The sequence below is a fragment of the Sphingomonas gei genome (assembly GCF_004792685.1).
GTDB classification, from domain to species: Bacteria; Pseudomonadota; Alphaproteobacteria; order Sphingomonadales; family Sphingomonadaceae; genus Sphingomonas; species Sphingomonas gei.
Genome location: NZ_SRXT01000002.1, coordinates 656121 through 678132, shown reverse-complemented (window position 1 = coordinate 678132; position 22012 = coordinate 656121). Strand labels below are relative to the sequence as shown.

Sequence of the window (22012 nt, the reverse complement as noted above, 5' to 3'; positions counted from 1 at the left end):
TCGTTCTCAATGCGGGTAGGGGCGGTGCATCGGCAGCTCGCGGTTGAGCTCGACTCCGAAGCCGGGCTTGTCGAGCGCGCTCACGTGCAGGCGCCCGTTTACGGGCACCGGCTCGCCGATCAATTGCGGGTGGAACATGGGCACGACTTCGGTCGGCCCCGGATGCATCATCAGAAACTCGGCGAACGGGCTGTTATGCCGGGTTATGACGAAGTGATAGCTGTACACGCTGGAGCCGTGCGGGATCATCATCACGCCCTTGCTGTCGGCGTAATTGGCAATCTTGATCAGCTCGGTGACGCCGCCGCACCAGCCCACATCCGGCTGGATGATGTCGCAGCATTCCATGTCCATCAGCATGCGGAAGCCCCAGCGCGTGGCCTCATGCTCGCCGGTGGTGACGAGCAGGCCCTTGGGGGCGTTCTTCTTGAGCGCGGCATAGGCCCAGTAATCGTCGGGGCTGAGCGCCTCCTCGATCCATTTGAGCCCGCATTCCTGATAGGCGCGGTGGGCGAGCCGCGTTGCATAGTCGAGATCGAGGCTCATCCAGCAATCGAGCATCAGCCAGAAATCGTCGCCGACCTTGGCACGCATGTCCGCCAGCTCGGCGATGTTCTGGTGCAGGCCTTCAAGGCCCTCGGCCGGGCCATGATGCAGCGGCAGCTTGCCGCCGATGAAGCCGAGCTCCTTGGCGACGTCCGGACGCGCGCCCGTCGCGTAGAATTGCAGTTCGTCGCGCACCGCGCCGCCGAGCATCTGATAGACCGGCTCGCCGCGCAATTTGCCGAGCAGGTCCCACAAAGCGAGATCGACGCCCGAAATCGCGTTCACGACGAGGCCCTTGCGGCCATAATATTGAGTCGAGAAATACATCTGATCCCAGATCTTCTCGACTTCGCGCGGGTCGCGCCCCTCTAGGAAGCGCGCGAGGTGCTTCTCGACGATGAACGCGGCCGGCTCGCCGCCGGTGGTTACCGCGAAGCCGATCGTGCCGTCCTCCGCCTCGATCTCGACGATCAGCGTGCCGAGCACATTGATGCCGAAGCTCTGGCGCGACTGGCGATATTCGGGATAGCGCGCCATCGGGGTGGCGATGTGATTGTCGATCCAATGGCCTTCGCCCTGATCGTGATAATCGGCACCACCGCCGCGGACGGTGAAGGCACGGACGTGCTTGATCTTGGAAAGGCCGGCTGCCGCCACGTCTCTGATCCTCTTTGCCGCGCCCATACCACATCTGGACACGTGACCCGATAATGTGAAAAATCGCGAGCAAGACATACCAGCATGTGATACGTTTCGCCGCTATGCCTGTTGAAAGGGTCTGCCGGGAGCTCAAATGCTCCGCCGCTGCGCACCCCTCCTGATGCTTTACTTTCTCACTTTATGGGATAGGATGTTACGAGATGAGACGCGACACGTCAAACGCTGAATCGGAACCTGCGGCCAAGAAGGCGGGCCCCAAGGTGCAGGGCAGCCAGACGCTGATCCGTGGGCTCGACATGCTCGACAAGGTGATCGACGGCCCGGTCAAGCTTGCCGAGCTATCGGCGCGGATGAGCCTTACCCGTTCGACTACGCACCGGCTGGCCAACGCGCTGATCGACCGGGGCTTCCTCACCTACCTGCCGCGCGACGGCTATCAGCTCGGTCCGAAGCTGATCCAGCTGGGTTTCCTCGCGCAGAGTCAAGCCGACATCGTCCAGATCGCGCGCCCGCGAATGGAAGAGCTGGCCGCCGCCTCCGAGGACACGGTGCATCTCGGCCGGATGGACGGCGATCTCGCGCTCTATCTCGACAAGATTCCGGGCCGGCGCCGAGTGGAGATCTCGAGCCGGATCGGCGACCGCCAGCCGCTGACGTCGACCGGGCTCGGCAAGGCGCTGCTGGTCGACAGCAGCGAAGCCGAGTGGACCCGGCTGTTCGAGGCCGACCAGGCGCATGGCGCGCCGCGCGCGAACCGCGAGACATGGTTCGAGCGGATGCGGAGCTATGCGGATGCCGGCCATGCCTATGACCTCGAGGAGAATGAGGACCAGATCCGCTGCGTCGCCGCCCCGGTGCGCGACGTTTCGGGCAAAATCGTCGCGGCGATCAGCGTATCGAGCGCCGCGCAATATATGGACGACGCGCGGATGGAGTCGCTGAGCGCCGAAGTCCGCGAAACCGCGCAGAAGATCAGCACCGATCTGGGCTGGAGCCCCGACGTGCGGCCGCTGCGCCGCTCGCGCAGATAGCCTCAGGAGAGCCAAGTGAAGTTGTTGGATGGCAAGACCGTGCTCGTCACGGGCGCATCGACGGGCATCGGACGCGCCGCCGCGGTGGGCGCAGCGAAAGCCGGCGCGGACGTCGTGATCAACTATCACAGCCGCGACGACGACGCCGCGGCCTGCATCGCCGAGATCGAAGCCGCCGGCCAGCGCGGGCTGGCAATCAAGGGCGACGTCGCCGCGCCCGAGACTGCGACCGAATTCGTGGCCAAGGCGGTCGAGGCGTTCGGCAAGGTCGACGTGATGGTCTCCAACGCCGGGATCTGCCCGTTCCACAGCTTTCTCGACATGCCGGTCGAGACTGTCCAGCGGACCATGCAGGTCAATCTGCTCGGCGGCTATTTCATGTGCCAGGCGGCCGCCAACCAGATGGTCGCGCAGGGCCATGGCGGCGCGCTGATCGCAGTCTCGTCGATCTCGGCTTTGGTCGGCGGCGAATATCAGACGCACTATACCCCGACCAAGGCGGGGCTCCATTCGCTGATGCAGTCGACTGCGATCGCGCTCGGCAAATACAATATCCGCTGCAATTCGGTGCTCCCCGGCACGATCCTCACCGAGATCAACAAGGACGATCTCGCCGACGAGGCAAAGCGCAAGTACATGGAAGGCCGCATCCCGCTCGGCCGGCTCGGCCAGGCGGAGGATCTCGCCGGCCCGATCGTCTTTCTCGCCTCGGACATGGCTGCCTATGTCACCGGCGCGGCGTTGCTGGTCGACGGCGGCGCCTTCGTTAACCTGCAATGAGAGCGCTGCTTGGGGCGAGTGTGGCGCTTCTCGCCATCGCTCCGCCCGCTTTCGCGCAGCGCATCCTGATCGCCAGCGATTCGACCGCCGCCAATTACGGCGCGGACAGATATCCGCAGACCGGCTGGGGGATGATGCTGAAGTGCGGCCTGGCGCCCGACGTCGAGGTGATCAACCGAGCCGTGGGCGGACGCAGCACGCGCACGTTCCTCTCGGAGGGCAAATGGGATGCTTTGCTTGCCGAAGCGACGCCCGGTGACGTGGTGCTGATCCAGTTCGGCCACAACGACGCCAGCGTGTCGCGCCCCGAACGCTATGCGCCCGCCGCTACGCTCTATCGCGACAATCTGTTACGGATGATCTGGGAGTCGCGCGGCCGCGGGCTGATCCCGGTACTGGTCACGCCCCCTGCCCGCCGCTCATTCGACGGACCCCGTGCGAAGGCCGACTTTGCGGCATATTCACAAGTGGAGCGCGAACTCGTCGTAAGCACCAACACCCCGCTGATCGATCTGGAGGCGCGCTCGCTCGATCTGGTCAGCCGTGCCGGCGAGGCGGGATCGAAGAAATATTATCTCCATTATACACCCTTCGACAAGCTTGCCGCCTTCCCGCAAGGCATCGCCGACGACACCCATTTCAGCGAACTCGGCGCGCGCGCCATGGCCAATCTGGTGGCGCAGGAACTCAAGGGGCTGAAGTTGCCCGTCGCCGAAAAGGTCCTCGCCGATCGTCCCGACCTGACTCGCCACAAGCCGCTCGGCAGCTCTGCCTGCCACTGAACTGACACCGGTGGACAGGCTCGACCGCCGTCGGATGCAGCGGCGCGCGGCGGCGTTTTGCTGTGCCCGACTGCCGCTTGTGTCTGAAGTGTGACTGAAACCCCACATGCCCGGGCTAATCCCAAAAGGGGGATTGGCGAGACGCCTTCGTTGCGTCATATATATTGGGAAATCAGAACAAGAAATGAGACCGATCAACGCGCAAAGCGTGGTCGGGTGGCATCAGAGGAGGGGATGAGCATGAAGGCTTCGACGTATTCGCGTGCCCAGGGCATCGGGTTTTCGAGCGCGGCGCTGATATTGGCGCTGGCATGGACACCGGTAGCAATGGCCCAGAACGCGCCCAGCGGCGATCCGGCCGGCCAGCAGACTGCCGAGACGACCGACGAAGGCGAGATTGTCGTCCAGGGCTTCCGCGCATCGCTGAACACCGCACTCAACCAGAAGCGCGAGGAGACTGCCGCAGTCGATTCGATCGTCGCCGAGGACATCGGCAAGTTCCCCGATTCCAACCTCGCCGAATCGATGCAGCGCGTGCCCGGCGTGGCGCTGTCGCGCGGTGATGGCGGCGAAGGGCGCAACATCTCGGTGCGCGGCCTTGGCGCCGGATTCACGCGCGTCCGCATCAACGGGATGGAGGGCACCTCGCAGACCGGCTCGTCGGACATCTATGGCGCCGGCAACTCCGGCCGCAGCTTCGACTTCAATGCCTTCCCGACCGAAATCTTCTCGTCGCTCGCGGTGCGCAAGACGCCTTCGGCCGATGTCGAAGAGGGTTCGCTGGGCGCCACCGTCGATCTCAAGGCGCCACATCCGCTCGACTATAAAAAGGACTTCGTGCTGAGCGCGACCGCCCGCGGCGTGTACAACGAAGTCAGCAAGAAGCTCGACCCGCGCGCTTCCGCGATCGTCTCGAAGCAATTCGCCGACGGCACCTTCGGCGTGCTCGGTTCGATCGCCTATCAGAAGCGTCACATGCGCGAGGCCGGCTATTCGGCAGTCGACATCCTGTCGTCGACCCTGGGCGGCAACCAGCTCGGCACCGGCGCCGCCGCGCAGCCATTCTGCACGCCGATCGGCTTCACGCCGATCAGCCCCTCGCCCGTCGCCAATGCCAACCGCGGCGCCACGGCGACGATGTGCAGCACCGGCAATCCCCGCACCGGCACGATCGCCGCGTACAATACGATCCTGGCGCTGCGCAGCCCGGCTGCGCCCAACACGCCGGGCAGCGGCGCGTTCTTCCCGCGTATCCCGCGCTACGTGAACTCCGAGCAGGACAATGAACGCCTGGGCGCCACGGCCACCATCCAATGGAAGCCGACCGAGGATACCGACATCTCGATCGATGGCCTCTATTCGCGCTTCAAGGTCGAGCGCCGCGACAATTACATCGCATTGCTCTCGTTCGGCCGCTCGATCAGCAACAACGGCCAGCCGATGGTTTCGGTGCGCGATATCGAGTTCGATAAGAACGGCTCGCTCGTCTACGGGCTGTTCGACGGGGTCGACATCCGCTCGGAGGGCCTGGTCGATACCTTCGTATCGACCTTCAAGCAGGCCAATTTCAACTTCCGTCACCGCTTCTCCGACAGCTTCGAGATTTCCGGTCTGGCCGGTGTCTCGAACTCTTTGTGGGACGGCCGCGAGCGGCTGCAGACGTTTATCGACGCGATCGACGCGGACGGAGTGACGATCGACTTCCGCGACGGGGGCTATAATCCGAAGATCGGCTACGGCATCGACGTCTCCAACCCCGCCAATTTTTCCTATGCGCCCAGCCCCGACGGCGGGGTGACCTTCCTCGGCGGCTTCAGCACCCAGGGCAAACCGTCGCGCAACGAGACCAGGAACAAGACCTTCGAGCTCAACACCAAATGGGACGTGACGCCCGGCTTCACGGTCAAGACGGGCGGCCAGTTCCGCGAGAGCGATTATAGCGCGCGCGGCGCCACGCAATATACCGGGCAGAACGTGACCAAGGCACTGCCCGCCGGCACCAGCCTGGCCAGCATCACCCGCCAGATCACCGGCGTCGACGAGATCTTCGGCAACGGCGCGCCGGCGAGCTGGGCGGCGATCGATCCGGACAAGTGGCGCCAGACGTTCAACTTTCCGGACGCATTCGACTTCTGCACCGAGGCGTCGTGTGGCGTCGGCACCTCGCGGATCCGCGAGCGGATCACCAGCGGCTATCTGATGGTCAATTTCGACACTTCGACAACACTCCCCTTCACGCTGCGCGGCGATGCCGGCGTGCGCTATATCAAGACCGACATGCGCGCAGTGGGCTTCATCACCAGCGCGCTGGCCAGCAGCCCCACCGGTGTGACGGCGACGGCCAACACGGTCGATCGCGATTATGAGGACTTCCTGCCGTCCGCGAACGTCGTCGGTGAGATCTCGCCGGATCTCCTTGTGCGCGCGTCGGTCGCGCGAGTCATGTCTCGGCCCGAACTCGGCGTCATGATTCCGGGTTCGCCGACGATCACGGCGACGACCCGCAACGCGAGCACCAACAATCCCTTCCTCGACCCGATCCGCGCCAACACACTCGATCTGGCGCTGGAATGGTATTTCCGGCCCGGATCGCTGCTGTCGGTCGCTTATTTCTACAAGAACATCGAAACCTACATCCAGAGCAAGAGCGAGCAGATCCCGTTCAACCAGCTCGGCCTGCCGGACGCATTGCTGGCCGGTACCAACACCACGCCGACCGAGATCTTCACCGTGCGTCGCCCGGTCAACACGCCTGGCGGCCCGCTCAAGGGCTTCGAGGTCAATGCCCAGATCCAGTTCGACTTCCTGCCGAGCTTCCTCTCGCACTTCGGCGCGCTGGGAAGCTACACCCATGTCACGTCGAAGATCGACTATGTCACGGGCACCGGCGGGATCTTCACTTCGGACCTGATCGACCTTTCGAAGAATTCGGCAAGCGGCACGCTCTATTACGAAGACGATCGCTTCAGCATCCGCGGCACGGCCAGCTATCGCGACCGCTACACCCGCGCCATCATCGCGGCGAACGGCAGCGATATCCGTGCGAATCAGTCGAACACTTTCGTGGATGCATCGGCCTCGTACAAGATCACCGAGAACTTCAAGCTGATCCTCGAAGCGCAGAACATCACCGATGCGCGCAACACGCTCTACGTCGACAGCGTTCGCCAGGACACGCTGTTCCAGACGCGCATCGGCCGGACCTTTACCTTCGGCCTCAACGCGCAGTTCTGAGGCCTGCCGCGCTTGTGGGTCGCCGTTCGCGGCGACCCACATCTTGCGCGGACAACACCCAGCGGCCGCAAGCGATATACCGGAATGTAAACGATCATCCCATTATTTGGGGAACAATTTGACTCGGTCGCCTCCGGGAGCAGCTTCGTCGTAAAAGAATCGCGGGAGAGGTTCATGCTGGCGGCATTCATCACTGCATCCGCGATCTCGGCGCAGGCGGCACCGATCGTCGCAGGACGGCAAGTCGAACGTCTCGACCGGGCGCTGATCGCAGTCCCCGCCGCAGCCGGCGGCAACCACGTCTCGTGGCGCCTGCTCGCCACCGACGCCAGAAACATTCGCTTCACGCTGTACCGCGGCGGCAAGGCCCTCGCCCGGGTCACGGGCAATCAGGCGACGAGCTATCTCGATCGAACCGGGACCGCGACTTCACGCTATTCGCTCACGGCGCGCAGCCCAGGCGCGACTGCCTGGACCGACGGCTATCTTCCGATCCCGCTCGACAGGCCTGCGGATGGGCGGACTACGGACGGCGAGCGCTATAGCTACGCCGCCAACGACGCCTCGGTCGGCGATCTCGATGGCGACGGACGCTACGAGCTGATCGTCAAATGGGTTCCGACGATCGCCGAGGACAATGCGTTCTCCGGCTATAGCGGCACGACGCTGATCGATGCCTATACGCTGGAGGGCAGGAAACTGTGGCGGATCGACCTCGGGCCCAATGTCCGCTCGGGCGCGCATTACGCCCAGTTCATGGTCTATGACCTCGACGGCGACGGAAAGGCCGAGATCGCGATGAAGACCGCCGACGGAACGGTCGACGGCACCAACCGGATGATCGGCGACTCGCACGCCAGTTGGGTGAGCCGAGAGGGCGAAGTCGATATCGACGACCGGACCGGCGCCAAGGTGCTGCCCAACGGAAAGAAGGTCTCCGAGCTCAAGGGACGCATCCTGAAAGGCCCCGAGTACCTCACTGTGTTCGACGGCAGAACCGGCCGGGCGCTGGCAACCGCACCCTATGCTCCCTCCCGCGATCCAGGCGGAAACGACCCAAGCGACGACCAGATGAAGGCAGTCTGGGGCGACGGCTATGGCAACCGCTCCGAACGCTACCTTGGCGGTGTCGCCTATCTAGATGGGCATCGACCAAGTCTGATCTTCGGGCGCGGATATTATGCGCGCTCGACCGTGGCGGCATGGGACTATCGGGGCGGCAAGCTCAGCATGCGCTGGCTGTTCGACAGCGCGACGCCCGGCAACGAGAAGTTCGGCGGCCAAGGCAATCACCAGCTCTCGGTCGTCGACGGCGACGGCCGCGACGAGGTGTTCTATGGATCGATGGTGATCGACGACACCGGCCAAGGGCTGTGGTCGTCGGGGCTCGGCCATGGCGACGCGATGCACCTTTCGGACCTCGACCCGACCCGGCCAGGGCTGGAGAAGTTCGGCGTCCATGAGAATATGCGGATGAGCGGCAATCGCGGCGCCGCGATGCTCGACGCGAGGACCGGCGCGATCCTGTGGTCGACGCAGGCCGACAAGGACACCGGGCGCGGTATCGCGATCGACATCGACCCGCGTCATCCCGGCGCCGAAGCCTGGGCCTCGAATTCGCGCGACCTCTACGACGCGAAGGGCAATGTCATCCCCGGGGGACATCCGCGCGCGGCCAATTTCGGCATCTGGTGGGATGGCGATCGGCTGCGCGAGTTGCTCGACGGCAAGCGGATTTCCAAATGGGACTGGAACAACGGCGCCGAGCAGATGCTGCTCGATCCCGCAGGCGTCGTCTCGAACAACGGCACCAAGGCCAACCCGTCGCTCTCCGCCGATATCTTCGGCGACTGGCGCGAGGAACTGGTTGTGCCGAGCGCGGGTAGCCGCGAGTTGCGTATCTATGCGACGCCGATCCCGACTGGCGAACGCATCGTGACGCTGATGCATGACCCGGTTTATCGTCTGGGGGTGGCATGGCAGAATACAGCGTACAACCAGCCGCCGCACACGTCCTACTTCGTCGGGGCGAAGTGAGACGATGCTGCTGGCCGCGATGCTGATGGCGACGAGCACGGTGCTGCGCTTCGACCTGGAACCGCCGAAGCGCGCCAGTGGGCGCGTCTCCGTGGCGGCGGACAAGGCGTTCGAAGCGGGCGGGTACGGTTACGAGCCCCAGCGGCGCGGCAAGGAATTCCTGTTCTCCGCCGCGGTGCCCGAGGGCAATTATCGGGTGACCGTCCGTCTCGGCGGACGGGTGACGGTAAAAGCCGAATCGCGCCGGCTAATGCTGCGCGACATCACCACGAAGCCGGGCCAATACGTCACCGCGAGCTTCGTCGTGAATGTCCGCAACGCCCAACTCGCTCCGCCCCCCGCCAATGCGCCGGGTGGAAGCCGGGTGAAGCTCAAGAGCCGTGAGGCGGGGAGCTACACGTGGGACGACAAGCTCACGCTCGAATTCCTTGGCGACCCGCGCGTCGCTTCGATCGATATCGAGCGGGTCGAGCTGCCGACGATATTCCTCACCGGCGATTCGACGGTGACCGACCAACGTTCGGAGCCGGCCGCGAGCTGGGGCCAGATGCTGCCGGCCTTATTCGGTCCGGACGTGGCGGTCGCAAACCATGCGGAATCGGGCGAGACGTTGAAGTCGTTCGTCACCGAATTGCGGCTGGACAAATTGCTGTCGCAGATCAAGGCCGGCGACTGGTTGCTGATCCAGTTCGGGCATAACGATCAGAAGACGAACTGGCCGCAGACCTATGCCGATCCCGCAATCACCTACCCCGCCTGGCTGCGCACCTATGTCGCCGAGGCGCGGCGGTGCGGGGCGTATCCGGTGCTGGTGACGTCGCCCGAGCGGCGCAATTACGAGGGCGGCAAGGTGCGGCGGACGCTGGCCGAATATGGCGAGGCGGTGCGCAAGGTTGCGCGCGAGGAGAATTTGCCGGTGCTCGACCTGCAGGAGCGGACGGTCACCTTGTACGAGGCACTCGGCGAGACCGAGGCCGCGAAGCTGTTCAACGACGGCGGCAAGGACCGGACGCATCATAATAATCCCGGCGCATGGTTCCTCGCCCGCGCAGTCGCGGCCGAGATCGCCGCGAAGGTGCCGGCGCTGGCGGCGCATCTCAAGCCCGCGGCGCGGCGTTTCGACGCAGCGAACCCGGATCTCGCCGAAGGCCTGATCGCAACGAGCCTCGCCGAGAGCGACGTTCGGCCGGCAAGGAACTGAATGCGCACCGGCGCCACCTTCGACGTTCGCGATCACGGTGCACGCGGCGACGGCGTGGCGCTCGACTCCCCTGCGATCAATGCCGCGATCCTCGCGGCCGAGGCGGCGGGCGGCGGGATGGTCGTCCTGCCGCCGGGCAAGTATCTCAGCTTCTCGCTTCGCCTGAAGAGCCGCGTGACGCTGGTACTCGAACGAGACGCCACTCTGATCGCCGCCGAGAAAGGACCGCTCGGCAGCTATGATCTGCCCGAGGAACGCGGCCCGCAGCTCTATCAGGATTTCGGCCATAGCCATTGGCATAACAGCCTGATCTGGGCCGAGCATGCCGAGGATGTCGCGATCGTCGGCAAGGGCCGGATCCTCGGCCTCGGCCTCACCCGCAACGGTCCCGGTACGCCGTGGAGCAAGCAGGCGGGCGAGCGTCCGCTATCGATGGCCGTAATGCCTGCGGCCGATATCGGCAAGCTCGAGCGCAGCCATGCGGCGATGCAGGGCATGGGCAACAAGGCGATCGCGCTGGCACATTGCAAGCGCGTGAAGCTCGACGGCTTCAGCATTTTCAAGGGCGGGCATTTCGCGGTTTTGGCCAGCGAAGTCGACGGGCTCGGCATCACCAACCTCGACATCGACACCAATCGCGACGGGATCGACCTGGATTGCGTCCGCAATGCGCGAGTCGAGCGCTGTCGGGTGAACACGCCCAATGACGACGCCATCGTGCTCAAGACCAGCCTCGGGCTGGGCAGGCGTTCGTCGTGCGAGGACATCACGATCCGCGACTGCACCGTTTCGGGCTTCGATCTCGGCACGATGCTTGACGGCTCGCGCCAGCAAACCCAGGAGCTGTCGCCCGACCGCGACCGCGTCACCGGGCGGATCAAACTCGGCACCGAGAGCAACGGCGACTTCCGTCGCATTCGCATCGCCAATTGCCAGTTCGAGCGCAGTCGCGGGTTGGCGATCGAAACGGTCGACGGCGGGACGATCGAGGACGTTCTTGCCGAGAATATCGAGATGGTGGAGGTGACCACCGCGCCGTTGTTCCTTCGCCTCGGCGCGCGGCTGCGCGGGCCGGAAGGCACGAAAATCGGGGCGATGCGCAATATCGAAGTGCGCGGGTTGAAGGCGACCGGAATCGATCCGCGCTTCGCCGCGATCCTCGCGGGGCTGCCCAATCACCTGATCGAATGCGTGCAGTTGCGCGATATCGATTTGTCGTTCCGGGGCGGCTTTTCGGAAGTCCTGCCGACGGACCGACCGGAGCTTGCCGACGCCTATCCCGAGCCGAGCATGTTCGGGCCGACGCCAGCCTGGGGATTCTGGGCGCGGCACGTGATCGGGCTCGGGGTCCACAAACTGCGGCTGTCGCGCGAAAGTGGCGATCCTCGCCCGCCCGTACTGCTCGACGACGCCCACGCGCGGGCCGAAGATGCGCAATATTGGCCTAACGCGGTTTGACGCAGCAGCATCCGTCGACTATCCAAATAATGCACTACAATCCCATATAATGGGTGCCAGGAGAGGGCATGACGAGGATTCACGCATTCCGGATGCAGCTGAAGCCCGGCGCCATGGACGAATATAAAGCGCGCCACGACGCGATTTGGCCCGAGCTCGCCGAACTGCTCCACCATAGCGGCATCCGCGACTATTCGATCTTCCTCGACGAGGAGACGCTCTCGTTGTTCGCAGTGCTCAAGCTCACCGACGACAATAGCCACGAGACGCTTTCCAAGCATCCGGTGATGCAGAAATGGTGGAATTACATGGCGCCGCTGATGCACGTCGAACCGGGCAACAAGCCGAAGGAATGGGCGCTCGAGCCGGTGTTTTACCTAGCATGATCCTAGTCCGCGCTCTTAAATCCGTTCGTGCTGAGCTTGTCGAAGCACGCCTCTCCACGATGCCGGGCGCCCGCGGCACGGCGCCCTTCGACAAGCTCAGGGCGAACGGGGGAGGTGTGATGCGCGCCGCGCTCGTGGTCGCCGCCGCGCTGCTCGCCGTCCCCGCCGCCGCGCAGGAAGCACGGCAGACCGCCAATTTCAGCGCGCCGGTCAAGAGCTTCGGCCGCGTCTCGTACGACGCGCGCTCGCTGATGATCGACGGCAAGCGCACGATCATCTGGTCGAGCGAGATGCATGCCTTCCGCCTGCCCTCGCCCGATCTGTGGCGCGATATATTGCAGAAGATGAAGGCGAGCGGGTTCAACACCGTCGCTTTCTATTTCGACTGGGGCTTCCACAGCCCCAAACAAGGCGTCTACGATTTCAGCGGCATCCGCGACGTGGACCGGCTGCTGACGATGGCCGAGGAAGAAGGCCTGTGGGTCATCACTCGTGCCGGGCCTTATGTGAATGCCGAGCTGACCCGGGGCGGCTTCCCCGGATGGCTGGTCAACCAGCGCGGCCGCGCGCGGACCGACGACCCCGAATATCTCGCCGCATCGGACGAGTGGCTGACCCGGATCAATGCGATCATCGCGCGCCACCAGATCAACGGCGACGGCAAGGGCCATCAAGGCAATGTCATCCTCCACCAGATCGAAAACGAGCTGGCGCTGACCACGCCGGCACAGCGCCGCTATATGGACCATCTCTACGCCAAGGCGCGCGCCGACGGCATCACCGTGCCGCTGTTCCACAACGATCAGGGCCGCAACGGCTATTGGGTACCGGAGGATAGCAAGGTCGAGAAGACCGTGCCTGGCCCCAACGACATGTACGCGTTCGACGGCTATCCCGGTGGCACCTGCACCGTGAACGGCAAGCCGACGCGCGGCTCGGCGGCGCCGGACTGGGGCTATTACGGCCCGGGTGGCGCCAAGGGCGGCGCTTCGGCCTCGCCCAATACGCCGGGCTTCCTCGCCGAGTTCGGTGGCGGCTGGTTCGATTATTGGGGCTCGAACGGCGGATACGAATGCAACGCGATCCAGCGCGGCAAGCGCTTCCAGCGGGTGTTCTACGGCACCAATCTGGCCAACGGCATCCATATCCAGAGCTTCTACATGGGCTATGGCGGCACGAGCTGGGGCTGGCTGCCGGCGCCGGTGGTGTTCACCAGCTATGATTATGGCGCGGCGCTGTCCGAAACGCGCGAATTGCGGCCCAAGGCCGAGGAGCTCAAGCAGCTCGGCGGGCTGATCGCGGCTGTGCCGGACCTTGCCGGAATGGTGCCGGCGGGGCCGGTGCAGATCTCGAGCGACAAGGTGCAGGTGTATCACAACAAGAGCCCCGAGACCGACGCGCGCTTCCTGCTCGTCACGCACAAGCCCTCTAACGGCCAGACCAGTGATCGCTTCAGCTTCACTGCGGACTTGCCCGACGGGCGCTACACGCTGCCGATGCAGCTCGACGGGTTCGATGCTAAGTGGCTGGTCGCGGGGGTCAATCTGGGTGGGCAGCGGCTGGTCTATTCGACCTCCGAACTGCAGGCCATTCTCAAGCAGGACGGGCGCGACATTGCACTGGTCTACGGCCGCGATAGCGAAGCGGGCGAGACCGTGCTGCGCTATGCCAGCGCGCCCAAGGTGACCGTGCTCGAAGGCGGCGCGACTTCGGCGTTCGATGCGGCCAAGGGCGACCTCAAGCTCAGTTACGCGCATCGCGGGCTGACGCGTGTGCGGATCAGCGGTGGCGGTCGGCCGGACCTGCTGCTGTTGATCGGCGACGAAGCCGCGGGCGCCAGGTTCTGGCATGTCGGCGAGGTGCTGGTGCGTGGGCCGGCTTTGGTGCGTAGTGCGAAGATCAAGGGCAGTTCGCTCGCGCTCACCGGCGACACCCGCGAGGCGACGCCGCTCGAAATCTGGGCACCGGCCAGCGTTCGGAACATCACCTGGAATGGAGTCAAAGTGAGCGCTGGCGCCAGCCTTCCCGGCCCGGCCGACTTCCCCCTGCCCGCGCTGACCGACTGGCGCGTCGCGCCGGGTTCGCCCGAGGCCAATCCCGGCTATGACGACCGGGACTGGGCGAAGATCGACAACCGTCCGTATGCGAGCATCACCGCGCGCGCCGATGGCCAGCCCAACATGCTGATGGACGCCTATGGCTTCCACGAAGGCGATGTCTGGTATCGCGGGCGCTTCGGCGGAACCCCCGACGCGCAGCGGCTGCGGCTCCATTATGGCGCCGGAGGCGCGGGGCTGGTGCAGGTGTTCCTCGACGGCAATCTGGTCGGCCAGGACGAGATCCCCGCCGGGCTGCCGCGCCCGATCACCACCGGTGCGCCGAGCTTTGCGCTTCCCGACGCCGCGCGGGCGCCGGGCGAGCATGTCCTGTCGGTGATGGTGCGCAACAACGGCCATAATTGGGATCTGGACGCCGACGACTTCCACAAGGAAGCGCGCGGGCTCGTCTCGGCCTCGGTCGAGCCTGTTGCCGGGCCGAGCTTCTCGGTGCCGATCGCCTGGAAGATCCAGGGCCGCGCCGGGGGCGAGGACCTAGCCGATCCGGTGCGCGGCGTAGCGAACAATGGCGGTCTCGACGGAGAGCGCCGCGGCTGGCATTTGCCCGGCTTCGACGATCGCGGCTGGAAGGCGGGCACCGTTCCGGGATCGCAGGCGCCGTCCGGTACGCTCTGGTATCGCGCGGGCTTCGACCTTGCGGTGCCGAAGGGTCAGGACGCGACGATCGGCCTCGCATTCGGCGACAGGAGCAAGCCGCGTTCGCCGGTCGCCTATCGGGTGCTGATCTTCGTCAATGGCTGGAACATGGGCCAGTTCATCGCGCATGTCGGCCCGCAGCGCGTCTTCCCGATCCCCGAGGGCATCCTCAACCATCGCGGCCGCAACCATATCGCGCTCGCGGTGACAGCCGACGGTGTCCGCGGTAACGCGCTGGAACAAGTGAAGCTCGTCACGCTTCGAAACGTCCGCGGCGGGATTCGCGTCCGCATGGTCGCCGCGCCTTCCACTCCTTCCGAACTCAAACAGGTAGATTAATGGCCGCCCTCACCCACGACATCCCGCGCAGCGCGATCACCGGCAAGATCGACCTGCTGATGGACAATCTGGTCAACATCAAGGACGAGACCGGCGAGTTCCTGCTCCATCTCGAGGACGGCCGAGTCATCGACACCAAGGGCTGGGCCGGCTGGGAATGGACCCATGGCGTCGGGCTGTTCGGGATGTGGCGCTATTACGAGCAGACCGGCGACGAACAGGCACTGCACATCATCAAGCAATGGTTCGAGGATCGCTTCGCCGAAGGCACGCCGACCAAGAACATCAACACGATGGCGCCGTTCATCACACTGGCCTATCTCTACGAGCACGAGCCCGATCCGCGTTACCTGCCCTATCTCGACACCTGGGCCGAATGGCTGATGGCGCCCGACGGTCTGCCCAAGACCGAGGAAGGCGGCTTCCAGCACATCGTCTTCAACGACGAGAATCCCGGCGAGATGTGGGACGACACATTGATGATGTCGGTGCTGCCGCTCGCCAAGATCGGGCTGCTGCTGAACCGGCCGCATTATGTCGAGGAGGCCAAGCGCCAGTTCCTCGTCCACATCAAATATCTGTTCGACAAGAAGACCGGGCTCTGGTTCCACGGCTGGGATTTCAACGGGCGGCATAATTTCGCCGAAGCGCTCTGGGCGCGCGGCAATTGCTGGGTGACGATCGCGATCCCCGAGATCATCGAGATTCTCGATTTGCCCGAGGGCGATGCGTTCCGGGCATTCCTGGTCGACACGCTGGCGGCGCAGGTCAAGACGCTAGCCGAGACGCAGGATGCCGAGACCGGGCTTTGGCACACGCTGATCATGGATCCGACCTCGTACCTCGAAGCGTCGGCGACCGCGGGCTTCGCCTATGGCATCCTGAAGGGGGTGCGGAAGGGCTATCTGCCGCGGGAATATGAGGCGGTGGGGATCAAGGCAGTGCGCGGCGTGCTCGACAATATCGACGCGAGCGGCGAGCTCCAGCAAGTCAGCTTCGGCACCGCGATGGGCGACACGCTGCAATTCTACAAGGACATCCGCCTGACTTCGATGCCTTATGGCCAGAGCCTCGCGATCTGCGCATTGGGCGAGTTTCTGCGAACCTATATCTGATGCTGCGGGCGGCGCGACCCGCAAGCCGGCTTTGCCGCCTGCATGGAAAGCCGCCCGCTTGACTTGCTTGACTTGCTTGACTTGATTCCAGTTTCGTCGCCGAGTCAAAATCAGCAACCCTTTGATTTAATGACATTCGTGCCGAGCTAGCCTGACCCGAGGCGCCGGTTACGCGGCGGTGGCGCGGCACCTACGCGGCATCGGCGCGGCGCCAACGCGGCGCCAACGCGGCGCCAACGCGGCGCCAACGCGGCGCCAACGCGCCGGCCTTGCCGCGAACGGTGAGAGATCGATCGGACGAATCAAAGAGCGAGCGGCAAGCCGACCGCGCGAGGCAAACACGCGAAATCCTACATTGCAATCGACGATCGGCCCTATCGCAACGGGAGATCAGCGCACCACGATCGTCGTTGCTCCGGCCCTTAGCCCTGCCGCTGACGCGCGGACGCGGACGGTCCCCGGCCCGGTCCCGCGCAGCATCGCCACCGCGTGCCCGCCGAATACCGGCCGCTCGGCCGCGGCGAACGGAATGTGCTCGGTCGGCGAGCCATTGTCATAGGCGACCAGCCTGCCCGGCCCTTCGACGGCGATGCGAACCCGGTTCGCCGCGCCGGGCACGACGACACCCTTGGCGTCGACCACTTCTACGCGGACGAAGCCGACATGGTCGAAGTCGCTGCCCATTGCGGGTGCCTCGGCGATGAGCCGGATCGCCGCGGGTCTGCCGGCGGTGCGCAGCTCGTCGGTCGCGACGGTCCTGCCGCCGGCATCGCGCGCTACCGCGCGGATCGTGCCCGCCGCGAACGGCGCGTCCCAGCGGCGCGCGCTGTCGTCGGCCGGGCGCGACTTGGTGCCCAACGAGCGGCCGTTGAGCAGGAGCTCGACGCTCGCGGCGTTGCTGTAGATCTCGACTGCCTCCCGGTGCGGCGCGCGGTTCTCCGGCGACCAGTCCATCAGCGCGCCGGGCCCGCGCGGCTGCGGCATCGCCACGCCGACCATCGTCGGCAGCTCGCTGGTGTCGATCACGTCGGTCACCCGGCGCGCGATCTTCACCACGGGTTTCTCTGCCCACCAGCTCGCGCGTTCCCAGCCGATCGGTTTGACGAAATCGCTGCGGTCGACGAGTCCCGACGGATTGCCGATCACCGGCCAGCCGGCACGGTCGGCCTCGCCGAGATAATCGACTCCGGTCCACAGGAACATGCCGGCGTAGGCCGGATCGTCGCGCACGATCAGCCAGCCGCCGCGGTTCTTGCTGTTCTCGGTGCCGAGGATCTTCCGGCTCGGCTTGTCGGCATGCGCCTTGGCCAGCTCGTTCTCGCGGTAATTCTGGCCGACCACGTCGAGCATGTCGGCGAGGCCGTTCTCGTAATCCCTGGTGGTGTTGGGGCGAAACAGCGCCATCGTCACCGGGCGGGTCGGATCCTCTTCGTGGAAGATCTTCATCAGCCGCGCGACGATCGACTTGGCGACCAGGGGATAGGGCGTGTCGTGGATCTCGTTGCCGATCGACCAGATCACCACGCTGGGATGGTTGCGGTCGCGACGAGCAAAATCGCGCGCGTCGAGCGACGACCAGTCGGTGAAGAACAAGTGATAGTCCTCGGGATTCTTGGCGACCGTCCACATGTCGAACGCCTCGTTCATCACGATCAGCCCGAGCCGGTCGCACAGATCGAGAAATTCAGGCGCGAAGGGATGATGCGCGGTGCGGATCGCGTTGACCCCCAGCTTCATCAGCCCGCGCAGCCGCCGCTCGGTCATCGCGAGCGGCACCGCCATGCCGAACGCGCCGCCATCGGCGTGGATCGCGACTCCCTTGAGCTTCAAATTGCGGCCGTTGAGCCAGAAGCCGGTCGCCGCCTCGAAGCGCGCGTCACGGATGCCGAAGGCCTCGGTCCGGCGGTCGAGCACCGTGCCGTCGGGGGCAGCGAGGGTGACTTCGGCAGTATAGAGCGCCGGATCCCCGGTGTCCCACAGGCGCGGATTGGCGACGCGAAGCTGCGCTTCGAGTTCGCCGGTGGCGGCGCCGGCGAGCGCCCCCGCCTTGCTCTCGCCGCGCGCGACGATGCGACCGTCGGGATCGCGGATGGCGACTAGGAGGCGCCCGCGTGCGTCCTTGTCGGCGGCGTTGCGGATGCTGGCGCTGATCGCAACCTCGGCGCCTTCGCGCGTCACTTTCGAGGGCCGCATGGCGACTCCCCATTGCTCGAAATGGACGTCGCCGCTGATCGCGAGACGCACGTGGCGGTAGATGCCGCCGCCGGCATACCAGCGCGAAGCAGGCTGTGCCGAGGTGTCGGCGCGCACCGCGAGGACATTGTCGCCGTCGGCGCTGAGGAACGGAGTCAGCTCGTAGCGGACGCTCGAATAGCCGTTGGGGCGATAACCGACATGGCGGCCGTTGATCCACACCCCGGCGCGGTCCATCACGCCGTCGAGCTCGACGAAGACGCGACGTCCGCGTGCGCTGTCAGGCAGCGCGAAATGCTTGCGGTACCAGGCTACGCCCGTCGGCAGCCAGCCGCCCGAGCCGGTGGCGCGCGCCTTTTCTTCGAACGGACCGGCAATCGCCCAGTCGTGCGGGACGTCGATTTGCTTCCAGCCGCTGTCGTCGAGCGCGGGCGCCATGCCATCGGCCCGGTCGCCGATCGCCAGGCGCCAGTCGCGGTCGAGCGACATGCGCTCGGTCGGCTGGGCGACAGCGGGGACCGCCCAGCAGGCCAGCGCCAGCGCGAACGCGGCGCGGATCATTTGACGGCCGCCTTGGCCAGCTCGACGGCATAGACATGGTTGGCGCCTTCGAAATTGGCGCGGAACACAATCCATTTGCCGTCCGGCGTGAAGGTCATGTTGGGTTCGAGCCGATAATCGTGTTTGCGCATGTCGACGAGCTTTTCGGCGTCGAGCGTTCCCGGCGCGATCAGGTCGTCGGCACCGGGCGCATGGATTCCCGCAACATCGGGAATGTCCTTCGGGGTGAAGAGATAGAGATATTTGCCGTCGGGCGCGTGCGCGACCATCTCGCTGTCGCCGCCGTCGCCCGAGAACCGCGTGCCGTCGGGCGACTGGTTGAAGTGCACCGACCATTCGTTGCGCTCGACATTGTACCAGCGGCGCTTGCCCGACGCGAAATCGTAGCCCGCCAGCCAGAACACTTCGCCGCGCGGAGTCTGCAGATCGTACCAGATCGTCTTGCCGTCGGGGCCGAAGAACTCGTGGCCGGCGATTTCCATGTTCATCGTGCGATTGTGGATTTGTTGTTTCCCGGTGCCGTCGGCGCGGATCGTCCAGATCCGGTCGACCTTGTGCCACGGGCCCTCGTGGCAATAGAGGATCTGCTGCGGGTCGGTGGGCGAGAACTGGATATGGTTGAGCCAGTCGGTCGAGGCAGTGACCACCTTGCGCGCGCCGGTCTTCACGTCGATCGTGAAGATCTCCATCGGGATCTTGGCCTCGAGCCGTTCGTCGAGCCGCACTTCCTTGGCCTCGGCATAGGTCATCGGCCGGCCATCGGGCCAGTTGGCGGCATATTGCGCCTGGCCGAACTTGTTGCTGTCCGCGGGCTTCGCGCCGGGCTGGAGCGGCTTGTCGGTCTCCGCCCATTGGCCGAGCAGCAAGGTCTCGTCGGCGTTGATCGAGCCGATGAACCCCTCCTTGATCTCGGCGATTTTCCGAGCCTTGCCGCTGTCGATATCGACGGCGAAGATCGCCGAAGGCCCGCCATCGGGCCCGCGCCGCTGGTAATAGGCCGTACGTGTCTTGCGCCCGGTGAACAGCAGGACGGCGCCCTTCTCCCTGACCAGGGGACTCACCGTCCACGTCTTGAGATCGACCACCGAGATGCCGCCGGGCACCGAGAGCACCATCTTGTCGCCCTGCGGCGTATAGCTGTTCTGGTGGAAATAGAGGCTCGCGGTCCCCGCCTCGCGGCTGATCCGGATCACCTTGTGCCCGGTCAGCGGGTCGACCCACTGCGCCGCAGGGTCGGCCATCGCGGCCGGCGCCAGTACCAGCGACAGCGCCGCAAGGCTCTGGCAAATTGCGTGTCCCAGCCGCATCCTCTCTCTCCCGCCGACTTGATGTCGTTCCACATATCATGATAGCCGTTCAAAATATGGAGTAAAGAACAGGCTTGGCCTGTCGTCCGAGAGGAACCTGCATGGCCACTGCGCCGATCTCCCAGCCGCGCCCCGTCCGCCTGATCAATTATCTCGCTTACGGGTCGAACGACGTGCTCGGCGCGGGCTCGATGGCGGTGATCTCGGGCTGGGTGATGATCTTCTACACGCAGTTTTGCGGGCTGGAGGCATGGCAGGCGGCGTTGATCTTCATGGTCGCGCGGGTGCTCGACGCGATCGCCTCGCCGGTGATCGGGCACATCTCGGACAATATGGGGGATACCGCGATCGGCCGGCGCTTCGGCCGGCGGCGCTTCTTCATCCTCGCGGCGATCCCCTTGCTGCCGAGCTTCGCGATCATGTGGGTCGCCGGGCAGAGCTTCTGGTATTATCTCGTCACCTACGTGGCGTTCGAACTCGTCTATGCGGCGGTGATCATCCCGTACGAGACGCTCGCCGCCGAGATGGGCAAGGACTACAAGACCAAGGCCAAGTTCGCCGGCGTTCGCATCCTCTTCGCCCAGGCCAGCGCGATCCTCGCCGGTTTCCTGCCCAAATGGCTGATCGAATGGCTGGGCAAGGACAGTCCCGACACCTTCCTCTACATGGGGATCCTGTTCTCGATCCTGTTCATGCTGACCGCGACCTTCCTCTATCTGTTCAGCTGGGAACGGTCGCCTTCCGAAGTCGCGGCGCTGCGGCCAAAGGGAGATGCCAAGCCGACGGTGGGCTCGGCGATCCGCAACCTTTATCGGAACCTGTTCTCGACCTTCCGCATCCGCGCGTTCCGGCTGCATCTCGGAATGTATCTGGGCGGCTATATCAGCCAGGACGTGTTCAACGCGGCATTCACGTTCTTCGTGGTGTTCGCGTTGCTCGGCTCGATCAGCGTCGCCTCGACTCTGCTCGGCACGATGTACATCGTCCAGTTCATCGCAGTGATGATCGCGATCAACGTCGCGCTGCGCAATTCGCCGGCGCGCGCCTATCAGTTCGCGGCGGTGAGCTTCGCGATCGGGGTGATCACCCTGCTGCTGATGTGGAACGCCGGCGTGCGCTCGGGCGATGCCTTGCTGTGGGTGCCGATCGTGTTCGCCGGGCTGGGCCGCGGCGCGCTCAACTACATCCCCTGGGCGACCTATAATTACATGGCCGATGTCGACGAGATCGTCACCGGGCGCCGCCGCGAAGGCGCGTTCGCCGGGGTGATGACCTTCGTCCGTAAGCTCACCCAGGCCGCCGCGGTCGCCGGCGTCGGCGCGATCATGAGCTGGGGTGGCTTCGTCTCGGGCGCCAAGACGCAGAGCCCCGAGGCGATCCACACCATCGCATCGGTGCTCGGCATCGGCACGATCGTGGTATTGTTCTGCGGCATCCTCGTCTCGCTGCGCTTCCGGCTGAGTTCGGCGACGCACGACGTGCTGATGGCCGAGATCGACCGGCTCAAGGCGGGTGACACCAGTGCGCCCACCCCCGAGGCGCGCGCGATCGTCGAGGACCTGTCGGGGTGGAAGTACGAGCAATTATGGGGGAACAACCCCGTCGCGGGGATCCGCCGCTGACGGCTTT

The 22012-nt window shown here is 65.1% G+C and carries 14 protein-coding genes; 11 read left to right on the top strand and 3 right to left on the bottom strand.

What is annotated here, in order from left to right; genetic code table 11:
* Positions 1-6: 6 nt before the first annotated feature.
* Positions 7-1203, bottom strand: a complete 1197-nt coding sequence (gene rhmD, locus E5A73_RS07130; protein WP_240700069.1) for an L-rhamnonate dehydratase — start codon at positions 1201-1203, stop codon at positions 7-9.
* Positions 1204-1406: 203 nt separating this feature from the next.
* Between rhmD and E5A73_RS07125 the strand changes: the two genes are divergently transcribed.
* The 10 genes from E5A73_RS07125 (at position 1407) to bglB (ending at position 16322) form a co-directional block, all read left to right on the top strand.
* A complete protein-coding gene (locus tag E5A73_RS07125) occupies positions 1407-2237 on the top strand; it encodes an IclR family transcriptional regulator (protein WP_135963080.1) in 831 nt (276 codons plus the stop codon).
* A 15-nt stretch (positions 2238-2252) separates the two neighbouring features.
* Positions 2253-3017: an L-rhamnose 1-dehydrogenase Lra1 gene (locus E5A73_RS07120; RefSeq protein ID WP_135963079.1), complete on the top strand. Its 765-nt coding sequence runs from the start codon at positions 2253-2255 to the stop codon at positions 3015-3017.
* Positions 3014-3799 carry a rhamnogalacturonan acetylesterase gene (locus tag E5A73_RS07115; protein ID WP_135963078.1) on the top strand — a complete coding sequence of 262 codons (786 nt, stop codon included), beginning with the start codon at positions 3014-3016 and terminating at the stop codon, positions 3797-3799. The genes E5A73_RS07120 and E5A73_RS07115 overlap by 4 nt, the downstream gene beginning before the upstream one ends.
* A gap of 240 nt (positions 3800-4039) precedes the next feature.
* Complete coding sequence (locus E5A73_RS07110) at positions 4040-7033, top strand: TonB-dependent receptor (RefSeq protein WP_135963077.1); 2994 nt, start codon at positions 4040-4042, stop codon at positions 7031-7033.
* Positions 7034-7207: 174 nt separating this feature from the next.
* A complete protein-coding gene (locus tag E5A73_RS07105; RefSeq protein WP_168355846.1) occupies positions 7208-9070 on the top strand; it encodes a rhamnogalacturonan lyase in 1863 nt (620 codons plus the stop codon).
* A gap of 4 nt (positions 9071-9074) precedes the next feature.
* Positions 9075-10271: a rhamnogalacturonan acetylesterase gene (locus E5A73_RS07100; protein WP_135963076.1), complete on the top strand. Its 1197-nt coding sequence runs from the start codon at positions 9075-9077 to the stop codon at positions 10269-10271.
* Positions 10272-11729: a rhamnogalacturonidase gene (locus E5A73_RS07095; protein ID WP_135963075.1), complete on the top strand. Its 1458-nt coding sequence runs from the start codon at positions 10272-10274 to the stop codon at positions 11727-11729.
* Positions 11730-11797: 68 nt separating this feature from the next.
* Positions 11798-12115 carry an L-rhamnose mutarotase gene (rhaM, locus tag E5A73_RS07090; RefSeq protein ID WP_240700068.1) on the top strand — a complete coding sequence of 106 codons (318 nt, stop codon included), beginning with the start codon at positions 11798-11800 and terminating at the stop codon, positions 12113-12115.
* A gap of 119 nt (positions 12116-12234) precedes the next feature.
* On the top strand, positions 12235-15207 hold the full coding sequence (locus tag E5A73_RS07085) for a glycoside hydrolase family 35 protein (protein ID WP_135963074.1): 2973 nt from the start codon (positions 12235-12237) through the stop codon (positions 15205-15207).
* Entirely contained in the window at positions 15207-16322 is a 1116-nt protein-coding gene (bglB, locus tag E5A73_RS07080; RefSeq protein WP_135963073.1) for a beta-galactosidase BglB, read from the top strand. Before E5A73_RS07085 ends, bglB begins: the two co-directional genes overlap by 1 nt.
* A gap of 390 nt (positions 16323-16712) precedes the next feature.
* Here bglB and E5A73_RS07075 read toward each other — a convergent pair whose 3' ends face one another.
* Together E5A73_RS07075 and E5A73_RS07070 are read right to left on the bottom strand one after the other, a co-directional pair.
* Positions 16713-19076: a glycoside hydrolase family 2 TIM barrel-domain containing protein gene (locus tag E5A73_RS07075; protein WP_135963072.1), complete on the bottom strand. Its 2364-nt coding sequence runs from the start codon at positions 19074-19076 to the stop codon at positions 16713-16715.
* The gene (locus E5A73_RS07070; RefSeq protein ID WP_135963071.1) at positions 19073-20383 is read right to left on the bottom strand and encodes an oligogalacturonate lyase family protein; all 1311 of its coding nucleotides are present in this window, start codon (positions 20381-20383) and stop codon (positions 19073-19075) included. The genes E5A73_RS07075 and E5A73_RS07070 overlap by 4 nt, the downstream gene beginning before the upstream one ends.
* A gap of 101 nt (positions 20384-20484) precedes the next feature.
* Here E5A73_RS07070 and E5A73_RS07065 point away from each other — a divergent pair, with 101 nt between their 5' ends.
* Positions 20485-22005: an MFS transporter gene (locus tag E5A73_RS07065; protein ID WP_135963070.1), complete on the top strand. Its 1521-nt coding sequence runs from the start codon at positions 20485-20487 to the stop codon at positions 22003-22005.
* The last annotated feature ends 7 nt before the right edge of the window (positions 22006-22012 follow it).

Bases quoted from the DNA above. Each gene is read 5' to 3' on its own strand.
- bglB (WP_135963073.1), top strand. From the start codon at position 15,207: ATGGCCGCCCTCACCCACGACATCCCGCGCAGCGCGATCACCGGCAAG.
- E5A73_RS07095 (WP_135963075.1), top strand. From the start codon at position 10,272: ATGCGCACCGGCGCCACCTTCGACGTTCGCGATCACGGTGCACGCGGC.
- E5A73_RS07065 (WP_135963070.1), top strand. From the start codon at position 20,485: ATGGCCACTGCGCCGATCTCCCAGCCGCGCCCCGTCCGCCTGATCAAT.
- E5A73_RS07105 (WP_168355846.1), top strand. From the start codon at position 7,208: ATGCTGGCGGCATTCATCACTGCATCCGCGATCTCGGCGCAGGCGGCA.
- E5A73_RS07075 (WP_135963072.1), bottom strand. From the start codon at position 19,076: ATGATCCGCGCCGCGTTCGCGCTGGCGCTGGCCTGCTGGGCGGTCCCC.
- E5A73_RS07115 (WP_135963078.1), top strand. From the start codon at position 3,014: ATGAGAGCGCTGCTTGGGGCGAGTGTGGCGCTTCTCGCCATCGCTCCG.
- E5A73_RS07070 (WP_135963071.1), bottom strand. From the start codon at position 20,383: ATGCGGCTGGGACACGCAATTTGCCAGAGCCTTGCGGCGCTGTCGCTG.
- rhaM (WP_240700068.1), top strand. From the start codon at position 11,798: ATGACGAGGATTCACGCATTCCGGATGCAGCTGAAGCCCGGCGCCATG.
- E5A73_RS07125 (WP_135963080.1), top strand. From the start codon at position 1,407: ATGAGACGCGACACGTCAAACGCTGAATCGGAACCTGCGGCCAAGAAG.
- E5A73_RS07100 (WP_135963076.1), top strand. From the start codon at position 9,075: ATGCTGCTGGCCGCGATGCTGATGGCGACGAGCACGGTGCTGCGCTTC.
- E5A73_RS07085 (WP_135963074.1), top strand. From the start codon at position 12,235: ATGCGCGCCGCGCTCGTGGTCGCCGCCGCGCTGCTCGCCGTCCCCGCC.
- E5A73_RS07110 (WP_135963077.1), top strand. From the start codon at position 4,040: ATGAAGGCTTCGACGTATTCGCGTGCCCAGGGCATCGGGTTTTCGAGC.